This is a genomic window from Pseudoalteromonas sp. PAR1 (genome assembly GCF_947311895.1).
Lineage (GTDB): Bacteria > Pseudomonadota > Gammaproteobacteria > Enterobacterales > Alteromonadaceae > Pseudoalteromonas > Pseudoalteromonas lipolytica_C.
In genome coordinates, this window is sequence record NZ_CAMZMY010000011.1 from 31,337 (window position 1) to 46,235 (window position 14,899).

The window sequence follows — 14,899 nt, forward strand, 5'->3', positions numbered from 1 at the left end:
AGGATCTCAAAATGCAACTTTTAGGCTCGACCACCTCACCTTTTGTGCGCCGTATTCGTATTTGGGCTGCACTCAATAAGCAAGCTCTTGAATTTATAAACCTAGATATTTTCTCTGAGCAAGACCGTAAAACCATGATTGCTCATAATCCGGCTAGAAAAATTCCTGTGTTAATTGATAAAGGCTTTCATGTTTTTGACTCAAACTCAATAATTCGCTACTTGCTAGAAAATACAGATCAAACATTACTCAGTTGGCAACAAGAAAATTATTTAACCATTATTAATGCTTGCAATGATTCACTCGTAGAAATGTTACTTTGCCAGCGCTCTGGATTTAATACCCACGACGATAAATTGTTTTTTAATTTACAAAACGAACGAATTGCTGAAACATTAGCCTATTTAAATGATCATTTATCTGAGCCAGTATTTAAAAGCTGTGAATACCTCAACATCAGTTTATACTGCTTGCTAGATTGGATCCGCTTTCGTGAATTAACTGATTTTAGTCAACTAACACGCTTAGTAGAGTTTTATCATAAATTTGCAGATAACGCGGCGGTACAACAAACAGATCCACGAAAATAAAGATAAGGGTTACGCAAATGAGCGATATCGAAATTGAATCAGAATTAGTTAGCTTTGTTGAAAAAGTTCGCTTGAACGAATCTATGTGGGCACTGGGTGCCGAAGATGGTGGTTTTGTTGTCTGTGAATCAAACCAATTTAGCGACACTGATGTGCTATTACTTTGGGGCACTGAAGACGCAGCAAAAGCACAATGTAAAGACGAGTGGCAAGACTATACGCCAGTCGAAATTGGCCTAGATGAATTTTTGGACGAATGGGTTGAAGACCTAAACGAAGATGATGCGCTAGTTGGTTTAAACTGGAACGATGATCAAGTATGCGTTGAAATCGAACCTGTTGGTCTAGCTAAAGCACTTTGCGATTAACTCCAATCCTTGAGCTTACAACGACACGGCCGTATTTATGGCTGTGTCGTTAAGCTGGCAACTTGATACTTATCAGGTATACTCTTCTGGACACATCTTTATTATCAAGGTTTTAGGTTGAAGTCCCATCTTGGTCGTAGGCCCTTTTCGGCCATGGAATTACATACCCTGTATAATGGTTACATCTATGGTGATCAGCGTTTAGTTCGTGAACAAGCTAAGCATTGGCATTTTTGGCTACCTTTATTTGCTTATTACACCGGTGCCTACAGTGATGAAATTGGCCATTTAACCCTTGATAATATAGTGACCCTTGATGGCATTCGCTGCTTTGACTTTCATACTCATGGCAAGATCAAGCCCCGCTATGTGCCTATTCATAATGCATTACTCGATGCAGGACTTGATCAGTACTTAGACTTTTTAAACGAGCAAAACCAGCAACGACTAATGTTTGATTTACCCGCTAAGTCAGGTCGCTATAGCGAAAAAGTACGTATTTGGTTTTCTGGCGAAGGTGAGCGAGCTGGTTATTTACAAAAATGCGCGATTCCAAATGTTGATCAACAAGGTATGAAAACCGCAATTAGCAGCTTACGGCTTAACTTCGAACAACAAGTGCGAATTCATGCCCTGCAAGCAAACAGCAAAGATGCTTTTAACTACTTACTTGGTTTTAAAGATTTCAACGAGCAACGCTTTACTGATATGCCGTTATTAAATGCCGTGCTACAAAACGTCCGACAAATAAACCCGCAACTGCATTGGCAACGTTTCATCGACCGTCATAATTAACTGACAAACTTTGTTACTAACTATTTATTACTGTTCAAATTAAAACCTGATAGCATGGTGATTCGCTCCTCATAGCAGGTGCCTTTCTAACAACAAAAAATCAGGGATATTTATGTTCTTAAAAAGCCTATTAACGGTAAGTGTTGCACTTGCTGTTAGCTCTGCCCATGCCAATGAATATGTTATCGAAAAGCTTGCCAAGCCTAGCTCACAACAAGTAGCACTAACGCTTGATCCTGCAAAAGACAATTTTTCTGGTCATACCGAAATTGCTTTAGAAGTTCTAAAAGCAACGAATTACATCGAATTAAACGGTATTGATTATGCCGTTAGTATGGCGAAAATTTTAGGTGCAGAAAACTGCGACCTAAGCGCTGAAATGCTAAAAACAGGCAAAGTTAAATTCGCGTGTGAAGAAAAAATTCAGCCTGGTAAATACACTTTAAAAGTTGATTATACCGCACCTTATAACCGTCAAAGTGTTGGTTTATATAAAACCTTAGACCAAGGTACGCCTTACCTTTTCACCCAATTTGAAATGAGTGATGCTCGTCGTGCATTCCCCGTTTTTGACGAGCCTAGTTATAAAATACCTTTTCAGCTAACAATCACAGCGCCAACATCACAAAAAGTGTATGCCAACACACCGGTATTAAAAACCAAAGTTGATGGCGATATGACAACACACTTTTTTGATAAAACGCCGCCTATTCCTTCTTATTTAGTCGCCATGGCTGTAGGCCCGTTTGAAGAGCTTGAAATTAAAGGCATGCCGATCCCTGGCCGCGTATTGACTCCACAAGGTAAAATTCACCTTGCTGATTACGCAAAAGAAAATATGCCTCGCGTGTTAAAAGCACTGGAAGATTATTTTGGCATTCCTTACGTTTACAAAAAACTAGACTCAGTGGCAGTACCAGAGTTCCCATTTGGCGCGATGGAAAATGCAGGCTTAGTGACTTACCGTGAAGACATTTTACTGGTAGACCTAGCGACAGCAACGCGCAGCAAAAAAGAGCGTAATGTATCAATTATTGCCCATGAGTTAGCCCACCAATGGTACGGTAACCTAGTGACCATGAAATGGTGGAATGACTTATGGTTAAACGAAGCGTTCGCAAGCTGGATGGCAGCGAAAATCACAGCACAAATTAACCCTGAGTTTGAGTCGCACTTAGATTTACCACAAAATTATGTAATGGCCTTAGATGCACGTTTAAGTACCAAGCCTATTCGTAAACCAATCAAAACTGAAGCTGACATTATGGATGGCCTTGGCCTTGCCTACAGCAAAGGTAGTGCAGTTTTATCTATGGTTGAAAACTGGATTGGCGAAGATGCATTCCAGCAAGGTATTCGTGCTTACTTGAAGAAATTCTCGTATAAGAATGCAGAAGCCGCGGATCTATGGCAAGCACTAGGCGAAGCGTCTAATAAAGATGTAGCCAGTGTTCTAAAATCGTTTATCGAACAATCATCTTTCCCACTTATCAAAGTAACGCAAGATGGTAAAAAAATTAATATCAGCCAAAGCCGTTTTGTAAATGCTGGCGTTGATGCACCTGCACAACTTTGGAATGTTCCGGTTGCGATTAAGTATGGTGCGGGCGACAAAGTTAAAACCGCAAGTGTACTGCTTAACAAAGAAACACAGCAACTGACTCTCGACTTTGAACCTGAGTGGATCTACCCAGATCAAGGTGCAATGGGCTATTACCGCTGGGTATTAGATGACGCACAGTTCAATGCCCTACTCGATAACGCTGCTGACAAACTAACGGTTCGTGAACGCTTAGCGCTGCTTTCTGCTGTTGATTCATTACTTGATGCAGGTGTTATTTCTGCCGCTCACTTAATGCAAACTTTAGAAGCCTTCGTAAGTGATGCGCACCCATTAGTCGCAAATACAGCATTAGGTTACCTTGCTTCTCAAAAACGTGTATTCGAAGACGACAGCAACCGTGAGCTATGGCCTAAGTTTATCCGTAACAGCATTTCACCTGCTGCCAAGCAGTATGGTTTAACAGCAAAAGCAGATGAAGACGCGGCAGTATCACAATTACGTGCGCAAGTGATTACGCGTTTAGGTTTTGATGGTGAAGATCAAAAAGTAATTGATACCGCAAAAGCGCAAGCAGCACTTTACTTAAATAATCCTGAAAATGTAGACCCATACTTAGCATCAACTTACTTAAATCTTGCTGCTTACCATGGTGATGCGAAGTTACTTGAAAAGTACAAGCAAACCTTTAAAACCACAAAAGATCCACAAGTACGTACTAAGATGCTGGCAGCAATGGGTTACTTTGGTAAACCAGAGTTACAAAAAGCAGTACTTGAATACAGCTTAACTGATGACGTAACAGCCTCAGATATGCGCACGGTGTTAGGTGGTTTAGGCTATGGTAAAGAACGTGAAGCACTGTTTATTGAATGGATTTACAACAATTACGATGCGATCACTAAGAACTTACCACCGTTCTTTGTACCAAACTTGCCGTTCTTCACTACCGCAAGCTGTGATGCACAAAGCCTAGAGAAAACCAAAACCTTCTTCAATGATAAAATCACTGAAGTACCAGGGTATGCACGCTCTCTTAGTAAGCTTGAAGAAAGCGTTAATGATTGTATTGCACTGAAAAAACGTGAGTTAAGTTCAGTAAATAGCTTCCTTAAACGCTAACCCTACTAGATGCAAAAAGGGCCACAATGTGGCCCTTTTTATTGCGCCAAAATAGCGCTTAATTTATTTATAAATTGCTCAGCCGCTTCAGAGGAAGTGACTTTAAATGCGATACCATAATGAATGGGATGCGCACTTTTATAAATTCGCGTTGGAAAGCGTGTCATTTCACTGCTGTGAAAATAGTCTTTAACACGCGTAATACCTTCGATTGCATCAAAGTCAGCACTAAATACTTCAAAAATTGGTCTAATAACGATTTTAGCTTGGCCACCTTGCTCATGAACATAAAAAGCTTCTTTTGAGTTTGCAGGCATAAATTCGTTAATATTCTTAATTTTAAAATTACTGCGACAGCCCGCTTTAACCAGCTGTACACTAAGTTGTTCGGCAGAAAAAGACAAATGCGTCCCTTATCAATAGCGTTAATTATTAGTCACAGTACAGCAATCAGTGTAAAACCGTTACTCATTTATTACACACAAATGCCAGTTTGTTATGTTTATAATTTAAACGCGAAATTGATCCTTCACAAAAACGCCTTAAATCAAGCCATTGTGATACCACTTCAGGCTCTGTTAGGCTGCGCTTGTAAATTCGGTTATTAACCGCATATGCCAAAGTGTTTTGATCAATTAAAGCAAAATCTTGCACTGAGTCAGGTAACCTAAATAAGTCACTGACCTCTTCAGTTTGCGGCGCAAAGCGTGCAACCCAATGTTGATTATCTTTGTTATAACTAAATAAATAACTGTTTGTGTGTTTATCAAAAACTAACGTACGGCCAATATCAGCTGCAATTACTCGCGGTTTAGCGGCTGCAATACTCGTGTACTGCAAGGTATGTGGTTCACCTAAAATAAACATAATTAGGTCGTTTTCAGCGCCCCATGCATGGTAGCCAACAGGTTCAATCCATTCAAAAATACGGCTTGCAGTTTGCTCATTAGCAAGCGGATATTGCCATAACTTTTGTTTGCCATCTTCTTCGACAACGATTGCTGAGAGAGCCTGCTGATTTGGCATTAGAGTTGGTGAATATTCACTAACAGCCGTATTGGTTATATTCAAGCTAGTTTTTGTTGCAAAGTTATAAAACACAATATCTGTTTGTGACTGTCCAGTTTCAGCAATAACCTCATGGGTGTAATACAGCCCTGAATCAACTAAAAATGGCTGATTGTTGTAACTTTTATTATCGGTTATCCGCGAGACTTTCATACCGTAAGGAGTGTCAAAATCAGCAAGTAGTATTTCGCTTTTTGGCATCGCAGCATTTACGTGACTAGTAAAAAATGTCCCTGCGGCGACGAAAAGTAAAGACGAAATCAATTTCATAGGGTTCTCTCTTTTAATTTTTATATGCCATGATAGCGCTAATTAATCTGACAGTCACTTGACCTTACCATGCTCGACCTTTATAACTAGGGAGTGTTCGTTTTTTATCAGTTTCGACTGATTGATTTTATGCACGCTACACCAATCGTGTTAAGTTACTGACCATTCTGCGCGCTAGAATGTTTCAATATTTAAGTCGATTGGTATCAACAAATAACGAGAATAATTATGTCAGCTAAACACCCTATCATCGCAATTACAGGCTCATCTGGTGCTGGCACCACCACCACAACCAATGCCATTAAGCATATTTTTAGAAGCTTAGATATTGATGCAGCCTTTATTGAAGGAGATAGCTTTCATCGTTATACACGTCCAGAAATGGATAAAAAGGTCCGTGAAGCACAACAAGAAGGCAAGCATATTAGCTATTTTGGCCGAGAAGCTAACGATTTTGGTGCCCTTGAGGAGCTTTTTTATCATTATGGTGAAACCGGCCAAGGAAAAATAAGGCGCTACCTACATACCTTTGATGAAGCAGTTCCTTATAATCAATTGCCGGGGACTTTTACGCCTTGGCAAGACTTAGCACCCAATACCGATATGTTGTTTTATGAAGGTCTGCATGGCGGTGCTGTTGATGAAAATCATGATGTTGCCAAACATGTTGACCTGTTAATTGGCATGGTGCCAATTATCAACCTTGAGTGGATCCAAAAATTGATCCGCGATACCTCTGAACGAGGTCATTCGCGCGAAGCTGTCATGGGCTCAATTGTGCGCAGTATGGATGATTACATTAACCATATTACCCCTCAGTTTTCACGAACACATATAAACTTCCAACGGGTGCCAACGGTTGATACCTCCAACCCGTTCAGTGCAAAAGATATTCCTTCTCTTGATGAAAGTTTTGTTGTGATCCGTTTTCGAGGCATAGAGGACGTAGATTTCCCCTATTATTTGCGCATGATTGAAGGCAGTTTTATGTCACGCATAAACACGCTTGTTGTGCCGGGCGGTAAAATGGGCCTTGCAATGGAATTGGTCTTAACACCGTTGATCAAAGATATTATTTTGAAAAAGCGCGCACTTGAAAATTTAGCCCCAGTTGACTTGCCGATTTAACTCACTCGGGTACACTGCTGGCTCAACCGAAATAATGGAGTCGCCAGCTTGAAAAAAACATTACGTGTTATTGTCGGTTCAAAGAACCCTGTAAAAATTAACGCGGCTAAACATGTCTTTAGTCTTTATTTCCCAGATTATACCATTGAATGCAAAGGTGAGCATGCACCATCGGGTGTGCCAGATCAGCCACTAGGTGAAGATGAAACCCGTATCGGCGCTGAAAACCGTGTTAAGTATTGCCAAAACCACTTTGATGCCGACTTTTATGCCGCAATGGAGGGAGGCGCAGAACAATTTAGATATGGCGCAGCAACCTTTGCCTTTGTGGTGATTGCAAACAAGCAGCAATTTAGCGTTGGCCGCAGTAGCAACCTACCTTTACCTCAACCTTTTTATGATGCCTTACTGGCCGGTAAAGAGCTGGGAGATGTAATGGATGATGCATTCAATACTGTTAATATCAAGCAGCAAGGTGGCGCTATTGGTTTATTGACCAATCACTTAGCGACACGCGAAAGTACTTATGTACAAGCGCTAACGCTTGCAATGGCACCATTTTTACACCCTACCCTGTTTAATCAGTAATTAGGATAACCATGAAGTATAGCCACGTATTATTCGATGCCGATGAAACACTATTTAGTTTTAATGCATTTGAAGGCCTCAGGGTAATGTTCGCCAATTATGGCGTAGAATTTACTGAGTCTGATTATCATCATTACCAAGCAACTAATAAACCGCTTTGGGTTGCTTATCAAAAGCACGAAATTACTGCCTGTGAGCTACAGATCACCCGCTTTACAGAGTGGGCTAATAAACTAGATGTGCCAGCAAAAACCTTAAATGATGGCTTTTTAGACGCTATGGCCTCTATTTGTGTGCCACTACCTGGTGCGGTTGAACTACTAACCAAATTAAAGCCACACGCCAAGTTAGGCATTATTACCAATGGCTTTGCTAAACTACAGCAAAAGCGTTTAGAGCATACAGGTTTACAGGAGATGTTCGATTGGCTGGTTATTTCAGAGTTAGTCGGTAAAGCCAAACCTGCTCCAGAAATTTTTCAACATACTTTCCAATTAATGGGTAATCCACCAAAAGAGCAGATTTTAATGGTGGGTGATACCGCTGCTAGCGATATTTTAGGCGGTCATAATGTTGGTATCGACACTTGCTGGTTGCAACATCCTGGGGTTGAGTTACCAGAAGATATTAAACCAACTTATCAAATCAATCAGTTGGTCGAGCTTGAAGCGATTCTAGGCTTATAAGCTAAACAAAAAAAATGACGCTTAAAGCGTCATTTTTTATAACTGTAATATGCTTGCGATTAAGCTGTCGCTACTTCTAAGCCTGGTGCTGGCATAGTCACTGGGGTATCGAATGTTGCCCATTCCCATGCTGACTCAGTCGCCATAATTTTACGAAGTAGTTTATTGTTTAAATCATGGCCTGATTTATAAGCCGTGATTTTGCCTAGAATGTTGTGGCCAGTCATAAACATGTCGCCCACACAGTCTAAGATTTTGTGTTTAACAAACTCATCGCTATAACGTAAGCCGTTTGGATTTAGTACTTTAAACTCATCCAATACAACTGCGTTATCCATGCTACCACCTAATGCTAGGTTGTTAGCGTGCATATACTCGATATCTTTCATAAAGCCGAAAGTACGTGCGCGGCTGATTTCTTCTGTGAAGCTTTGCGTCGTAATATCTAAACCGATACGTTGGCGGCTTTCATTGATTGCAGGGTGATCAAACGCAATTTCAAAATCGATGTGGAAACCATCGTATGGTTCGATCTCAGCCCATTTATCGCCTTCTTCAATACGTACTTTTTCTTTAATACGAATAAAGCGCTTAGCTGCATTTACTTCTTTAATGCCGCCTTTTTGTAACAAGTAGATGAATGGTAATGCACTACCATCCATAATAGGTACTTCTGAGCTGTCTAATTCAACAATTAGATTATCAATACCCATTGCCGCTACCGCCGCAATAAGGTGCTCAGTCGTTGATAAGCGAACGCCATCTTTGTTTGTTAAACAGGTACACAATTGCGTATCACCAACGGCTTCAGGTGTTGTTTCAAAATCAACAACCGGATCAAGGTCTACGCGACGAAATACAATCCCAGTATTTGCGCTCGCAGGTCGGAGAGTAATAGTGACCTTCTCACCTTTATGAAGTCCAATTCCTATGGCTTTGACTACTTCTGCAATCGTACGCTGTTTAATCATAGGTTCGCTCACTTATAGTTACAGTTAGACGGCAAATTGTATCATAAATACATTCAGCTGCCAATTTGTTTATTTATCGAACAAAATTACCAACAAAATCTGTCTTAGTCAGCTTGCTTTCTTAGGAAAGCAGGAATGTCGAAATAATCGCCACCTTCTGATTTATCAGACTTTTTGCTGCTCTCAGTGCTGCTAGATACTGAGCTGCTCGCTGTACTTTGTTGTACTGGCTCTTGCTTTTCAGGTGCAGCAGACATGCTTACATCATCGCTGCTGCCTTGACTTGCAAAGCTTGGTACATACATGCTGCTAGTCGTTTGGTTCATTGAGCTATGTACATCAGAGCCTGATGCTTTCTTAAAGCCATTATCAACAATTCCAAACTGTGGACGACGATCGCCGCCTAAACCTGTTGCAACAACTGTTACGCGTAGTTCATCACTCATTTCAGGGTCAATTACCGCACCAACAACCACTGTTGCGTTTTCTGATGCAAGTGCCTTAACGTGATTACCTACAATTTCAAATTCTTCAATCGCAATATCCATACCTGCTGTGATATTAACCAGGATACCTTTAGCACCGGTTAAATCGACATCTTCAAGTAATGGGCTTGAAATAGCTGCTTCTGCCGCTTCTTGTGCACGGTCAGGACCAGACGCTGATGCAGTGCCCATCATTGCAGTGCCCATCGCTGACATAACTGTACGTACGTCGGCGAAATCCACGTTGATCAGACCTGAACGTGTGATTAGCTCTGCAATACCTTGTACCGCACCAAATAAAACGTCGTTTGCTTTTGCGAAGGCATCTAATAGTGTAGTGCCTTTACCTAAAACTTTAAGCAATTTATTGTTCGGAATTGTAATAAGCGAGTCTACAATTTCTGACAACTCATTAATGCCTTGTTCAGCTGCTGCCGCGCGTTTCTTACCTTCAAAGTCAAACGGACGAGTTACTACAGCAACCGTTAAAATACCTAACTCTTTAGCAATTTTAGCAACCACTGGTGCAGCACCGGTACCTGTACCACCGCCCATACCGGCTGCGATAAATACCATGTCAGCACCTTCAAGGCTGGCACGGATTGTCTCAGCGTCTTCTTCTGCTGAGTTTCGACCTACTTCAGGGTTCGCCCCCGCACCTAAACCTGAGGTGATTTGTGTGCCTAGCTGTACAGTTACATCAGCCGACGAATTACGTAATGCTTGTGCATCCGTATTCGCAGCAATAAAACGTACGCCTTCAATTTGTTGTTTTACCATGTGCTCAACAGCGTTACCGCCGCCACCGCCCACGCCAATTACTTTAATGACAGCTTCTTCGCTGTGCTGTTCCATCATATCAAACATGTTTACTCTCCGACTTGAGTCTTAAAACTCACCTTGGAACCATTTAGTAATACGGTTCCACCAATTATTATCACCTTCCGCTTTCGACTTTTGTGCATTCATCGATTGCATTGTACGGCCGTATTGTAACAAACCAACCGCGGTCGCGTACGAAGGATCATCTACATAATCTGTCAAACCAACAATCCCGATTGGTTTGCCAATTCTGACCGGCATTTGGAAAATGTCTTCTGCCACTTCCATTGCGCCAGTCATTTTTGCTGTTCCGCCTGTAATGACGAGACCTGCAGCAATCTGGTCTTCTAAACCTGAGCGGCGTATTTCTTCCATCGCCAACTCAAATAATTCTCTAAAGCGAGGTTCAACAACCTCCGATAAAGTATGACGCGACATGATTCGCGCTGGACGTCCACCTACACTTGGTACTTCAATAGTGTCTTCATTGCTTGCCATTTGGCTGCTTGCACATGCGTATTGTACTTTGAGTGACTCTGCATGTGATATAGGTGTTCTAAATATTTTTGCAATATCACCAGTCACTTGGTTACCAGCAACCGGAATAACAGCCGAATGACGCAGCGCACCATTGATATAAATAGTGATGTCCATTGTACCACCGCCAATATCTAATACAGCGACACCTAACTCTTTTTCATCATCCGTTAGTACTGAGTAACATGATGCCAGAGCCGTAAAGATCAACTGATCGACTTCAAGGCCACAACGTTCAACACACTTTTCAATATTCTTTGCCATATCGTTCGAGCAAGTAATAATGTGTGCACGGGCTTCCATACGTACACCGCTCATACCTAATGGGTTTTTAATCCCCTCTTGCATGTCGATGCTGTATTCTTGTGGCAGAGCATGTAACATTTTGCGTTCAGCCGAAATAGGCACTGAACGCGCGATATGAATTACATTCTCGATGTCTTCATCAGTCACTTCAGTGTTATTGATTGCAACCACACCGCTTTCATTCTGACATTGAATATGTTTACCAGATATACCTAAGTAAACAGAGCTGATACGGCAATCAGCCATCAACTCCGCTTCGTCAATAGCACGACGAATCGATTCAGAAACAAGGTTAAGGTCGTTAACGCCGCCTTTATCCATACCATGCGATACTTGGCTGCCAACACCCACAATACTGAGTTTATTATCTGCGGTGATCTCACCAACGGTGGCTACTACTTTTGATGTGCCAACGTCTAATCCAATCACTAGGTTTCTTTCTGCTGACTTAGTCATGCCTTACTCTTATTTTCTAATTGCTCTTCTTGAAGTGGCTTCCAGCTCACTGCAAGACCGGTATCGTACCGTAAATCAACAACATCAATTTGTGCATCTGCACGTTGTTCCATGCGCGGATACACATCAATAAAACGCTGTACACGCTTTGCTTTTTCTTTACGACCTAAATTCAGGCGAATGCCGTTATCAAGCCATAACTGCCATGAAAAGCGCTCTGAAAGCGCTAAACTTGTCAGCTCTAAATTATTGACCTTAAGCATTTCTTGAAATTGACGAAATGCTGTCCAGGCTTCAATTTCACTTCCCTCTGGGCCATAAAGCTGAGGAAGTGTATCAGGTAGCTTATCGCTAGTTGCTTCAAATACCTCACCTGATTGATTTAAAAGCGCTCCACTGTTCCAGTGCGCAACTGCTTGATGCTCTACTACGTAAACTTGCAGAGTATCTGGCCATTGCTTTCTTACTGAAGCTGTCGCAACCCAAGGTAAGCTTTGTACCAAGCGTTGCACATGTTTCACGTCTAATTCAAAAAAACTCGATAAATCCGCTTTTTTTATTGCGCCAATAATCGCTTTTTCATCTGTATATTTGGGTTGTCCTAATACCGATAAATGCTTTATTTGCGCATCTTTATTTTCAACTAACCAGTCAGACACACCTGTCGTGATTTTTACTAGACCAAAAACCACGACTAAAAAAAAGCTCACACCAAATATCAACGACCAATTAAGTTGTTGTTTTAACTGCTTTGCTTTTTCTAAAACCGGATGCATATTAAAGCGTTTGCTCCAAAATGCGAACCACTAATTGTTCAAAGCTAGCACCGTTTGCTTTTGCAGCCATAGGTACTAACGACTTTTCTGTCATTCCTGGCACAGTATTAACCTCTAATAAATAGAAGTTACCTTGCTGATCACGCATTGCATCAACACGGCCCCAACCACTTGCACCGACTAAATCAAATGCTTTTAATGCCATATCTTGCAATAACTCAGTCTCTTGTACTGATAAATCAGCTGGGCAATGATACTGAGTTGTGTTCGATTGATACTTAGCTTGGTAGTCATAAAAACCATTTGGCGTGGTCATCTCAATAACAGGCTGAACATCTTGACCAAGTACCGCTACAGTAAATTCACGCCCAGTGATCCACTGCTCTACCAACACTTGACTATCAAACTTAAATGCAGCGTTTAAAGCGGCATCTAGCTGTTCTGCGCTGCTTGCTTCTGCCATACCAATGCTTGAGCCTTCATGTGACGGTTTTACCATCACTTTGCCAAATTCATTAATAATTGCTTGGCTATCAAATTCATTACGGCTATCAACAACAGTATATGGTGCAGTGCTCAGGCCCATTGCTTTAAACAAGTGCTTACAGCGAACTTTGTCCATCGCAAGCGCAGAACCAAGTACGTCACTACCGGTATACGGAATACCCATAAATTCAAGAGCGCCCTGAATGGTGCCATCTTCACCACCACGACCATGAAGCGCAATAAATACGCGCTCTATATTTAAATCCTTTAATTGCCATAATGAGTTATCTTTTGGATCAAAAGCAATGGCGTCAACGCCAACGCTTTGCAAAGCGTTCAATACGGCTTGGCCTGATTTTAGCGAGACATCTCGTTCGGCAGATGTGCCACCAAAAAGTACCGCTACTTTGCCAAATTTGTCGCTTAACTGGCTCATATATTTACCTGCTTTAGTTGTTCAACTGACAAGTTGGTTGCTGCTAACTTTTTCACTAACTGGCCTATGTTACCAGCGCCTTGTGTTAAAACTAAATCATTATCTTGCAGGGTATCTGCAAGAACACCCGCAAGCTCAGAGCTGCTAGCGATGTGTAATGGTTCTTTACCTCGTTGGCGTAAACTACGGCATAAACTCTTACTATCAGCTCCCACAATAGGCTCTTCACCTGCTGAATACACATCTAACAGTAATAACTGATCAACGTCAGCCAGTACTTTGACAAACTCCTCGTATAAATCACGAGTACGGCTATAACGGTGAGGCTGATAAACCATCACTAATCGTTTATCTGGCCAGCCCTCACGAACCGCTGCAATCGTTGCTGCTACTTCTGATGGATGGTGTCCATAGTCATCAACTAGCATCACGCTACCACGCTCATTTTCAAAGGTACCGTAATGCTGAAAACGACGGCCTACCCCTTCAAACTTTGTTAACGCTTCTAAAATCGCGTGGTTAGCAATGTTTTGATCTTTTGCCACTGCAATCGCCGCTGTCGCGTTAAGTGCATTGTGCTTGCCAGGCATATTAAGCGTTACAGCTAAGCTTTCGCCTTGCTTATTTACTACGTTAAATGAACAAGTATTCGCAGTTTGACTAAAATCAAGCATGCGATAATCAGCTTCAGCCGATTCACCATAAGTAATAACAGGGCGTCCAAAACGCGGAATAAGCTCTGCCGCAACTTCAGAGTCAATACACACGACAGCTAAACCATAAAACGGTAAGTTATGAATGAAATCAACATAGGTGTCTTTCATTTTTTCTAAGCTGCCGCCGTAAGTATCCATGTGATCTTCTTCAATGTTTGTGATCACCGAAACCATAGGCTGTAAGTGTAAGAATGACGCATCACTCTCATCGGCTTCAGCAATTAAGAAGTCGCTTTTACCGACCTTGGCATTACTACCAGCACTGTTTAACAAGCCACCAATAATAAAGGTTGGATCAAGACCGGCTTGTGCATAAATGCTGGCAATTAAACTGGTTGTTGTGGTTTTACCATGGGTGCCGGCCACTGCGATACCGTGGCGAAAACGCATTAATTCAGCAAGCATTTCTGCGCGGCGAACAATAGGAATTCGCGCCGCTTTAGCTGCTTTAATCTCAGGGTTTTGCTCATTAATAGCACTTGATACCACCACAACACTGGCATCTTTTACGTTGTTTTCGTCATGACCAATAAATACTTCTGCACCCACTTGAATTAAGCGTTCAGTCATCGCACTGTGCGCAATGTCAGAACCTGTGATGCGGTAGCCTTCAAAAGCAAGTACTTCGGCAATTCCACCCATGCCTGCACCACCAATACCAACAAAGTGGATGGTGTCGATACGACGCATCGCAGGACGAGTGTTGTTTTCTTTCTTCGTGCTTTCTTTCAC

General features: G+C 41.7%; 15 protein-coding genes. 7 read left to right on the forward strand and 8 right to left on the reverse strand.

Translation table 11 applies throughout. From position 1 onward, the window contains the following. Positions 1–11 precede the first annotated feature (11 nt). The 4 genes from QL229_RS10885 (at position 12) to QL229_RS10900 (ending at position 4,436) form a co-directional block, all read left to right on the forward strand. A complete protein-coding gene (locus QL229_RS10885; RefSeq protein WP_138556730.1) occupies positions 12–590 on the forward strand; it encodes a glutathione S-transferase family protein in 579 nt (192 codons plus the stop codon). Positions 591–607: 17 nt separating this feature from the next. Beyond that, positions 608–958 (forward strand): DUF2750 domain-containing protein, encoded by a 351-nt coding sequence (locus QL229_RS10890; protein WP_054552718.1) that lies wholly within the window; start codon positions 608–610, stop codon positions 956–958. A 117-nt stretch (positions 959–1,075) separates the two neighbouring features. Further along, positions 1,076–1,753: a hypothetical protein gene (locus QL229_RS10895; RefSeq protein WP_135923507.1), complete on the forward strand. Its 678-nt coding sequence runs from the start codon at positions 1,076–1,078 to the stop codon at positions 1,751–1,753. A gap of 112 nt (positions 1,754–1,865) precedes the next feature. Beyond that, on the forward strand, positions 1,866–4,436 hold the full coding sequence (locus QL229_RS10900; RefSeq protein WP_281546869.1) for a M1 family metallopeptidase: 2,571 nt from the start codon (positions 1,866–1,868) through the stop codon (positions 4,434–4,436). A gap of 38 nt (positions 4,437–4,474) precedes the next feature. Here the strand turns inward: QL229_RS10900 and QL229_RS10905 are convergent, their stop codons facing one another. Continuing rightward, complete coding sequence (locus QL229_RS10905) at positions 4,475–4,840, reverse strand: hypothetical protein (RefSeq protein ID WP_135923505.1); 366 nt, start codon at positions 4,838–4,840, stop codon at positions 4,475–4,477. Positions 4,841–4,904: 64 nt separating this feature from the next. Then, positions 4,905–5,774 (reverse strand): hypothetical protein, encoded by an 870-nt coding sequence (locus QL229_RS10910; RefSeq protein WP_281546870.1) that lies wholly within the window; start codon positions 5,772–5,774, stop codon positions 4,905–4,907. A 228-nt stretch (positions 5,775–6,002) separates the two neighbouring features. On the opposite strand from QL229_RS10910, the gene QL229_RS10915 reads away from it, so the two are divergent. The 3 genes from QL229_RS10915 to yjjG are packed head-to-tail and all read left to right on the forward strand — an operon-like array spanning position 6,003 to position 8,176. Next, on the forward strand, positions 6,003–6,902 hold the full coding sequence (locus tag QL229_RS10915; protein WP_135923503.1) for a phosphoribulokinase: 900 nt from the start codon (positions 6,003–6,005) through the stop codon (positions 6,900–6,902). A gap of 48 nt (positions 6,903–6,950) precedes the next feature. Beyond that, entirely contained in the window at positions 6,951–7,490 is a 540-nt protein-coding gene (gene yjjX / locus QL229_RS10920; RefSeq protein ID WP_281546871.1) for an inosine/xanthosine triphosphatase, read from the forward strand. Between the two features lie 11 nt (positions 7,491–7,501). Then, positions 7,502–8,176 (forward strand): pyrimidine 5'-nucleotidase, encoded by a 675-nt coding sequence (gene yjjG, locus QL229_RS10925; RefSeq protein WP_281546872.1) that lies wholly within the window; start codon positions 7,502–7,504, stop codon positions 8,174–8,176. A 59-nt stretch (positions 8,177–8,235) separates the two neighbouring features. Here yjjG and lpxC read toward each other — a convergent pair whose 3' ends face one another. The 6 genes from lpxC to murC all read right to left on the reverse strand — a co-directional run bounded on the left by lpxC (position 8,236) and on the right by murC (position 14,899). Then, positions 8,236–9,147 carry a UDP-3-O-acyl-N-acetylglucosamine deacetylase gene (gene lpxC / locus QL229_RS10930; protein WP_135923500.1) on the reverse strand — a complete coding sequence of 304 codons (912 nt, stop codon included), beginning with the start codon at positions 9,145–9,147 and terminating at the stop codon, positions 8,236–8,238. Between the two features lie 104 nt (positions 9,148–9,251). Next, positions 9,252–10,499 (reverse strand): cell division protein FtsZ, encoded by a 1,248-nt coding sequence (gene ftsZ, locus QL229_RS10935; RefSeq protein WP_135923499.1) that lies wholly within the window; start codon positions 10,497–10,499, stop codon positions 9,252–9,254. A 21-nt stretch (positions 10,500–10,520) separates the two neighbouring features. Continuing rightward, positions 10,521–11,753 carry a cell division protein FtsA gene (ftsA, locus tag QL229_RS10940; RefSeq protein WP_036971185.1) on the reverse strand — a complete coding sequence of 411 codons (1,233 nt, stop codon included), beginning with the start codon at positions 11,751–11,753 and terminating at the stop codon, positions 10,521–10,523. Further along, a complete protein-coding gene (locus tag QL229_RS10945) occupies positions 11,750–12,529 on the reverse strand; it encodes a cell division protein FtsQ/DivIB (protein ID WP_135923498.1) in 780 nt (259 codons plus the stop codon). Before QL229_RS10945 ends, ftsA begins: the two co-directional genes overlap by 4 nt. A 1-nt stretch (position 12,530) precedes the next feature. Further along, positions 12,531–13,451, reverse strand: coding sequence for a D-alanine--D-alanine ligase (locus tag QL229_RS10950; protein ID WP_199526636.1), 921 nt, complete (start codon positions 13,449–13,451; stop codon positions 12,531–12,533). Then, positions 13,448–14,899 (reverse strand): UDP-N-acetylmuramate--L-alanine ligase, encoded by a 1,452-nt coding sequence (gene murC, locus QL229_RS10955; protein ID WP_135923496.1) that lies wholly within the window; start codon positions 14,897–14,899, stop codon positions 13,448–13,450. The genes QL229_RS10950 and murC overlap by 4 nt, the downstream gene beginning before the upstream one ends.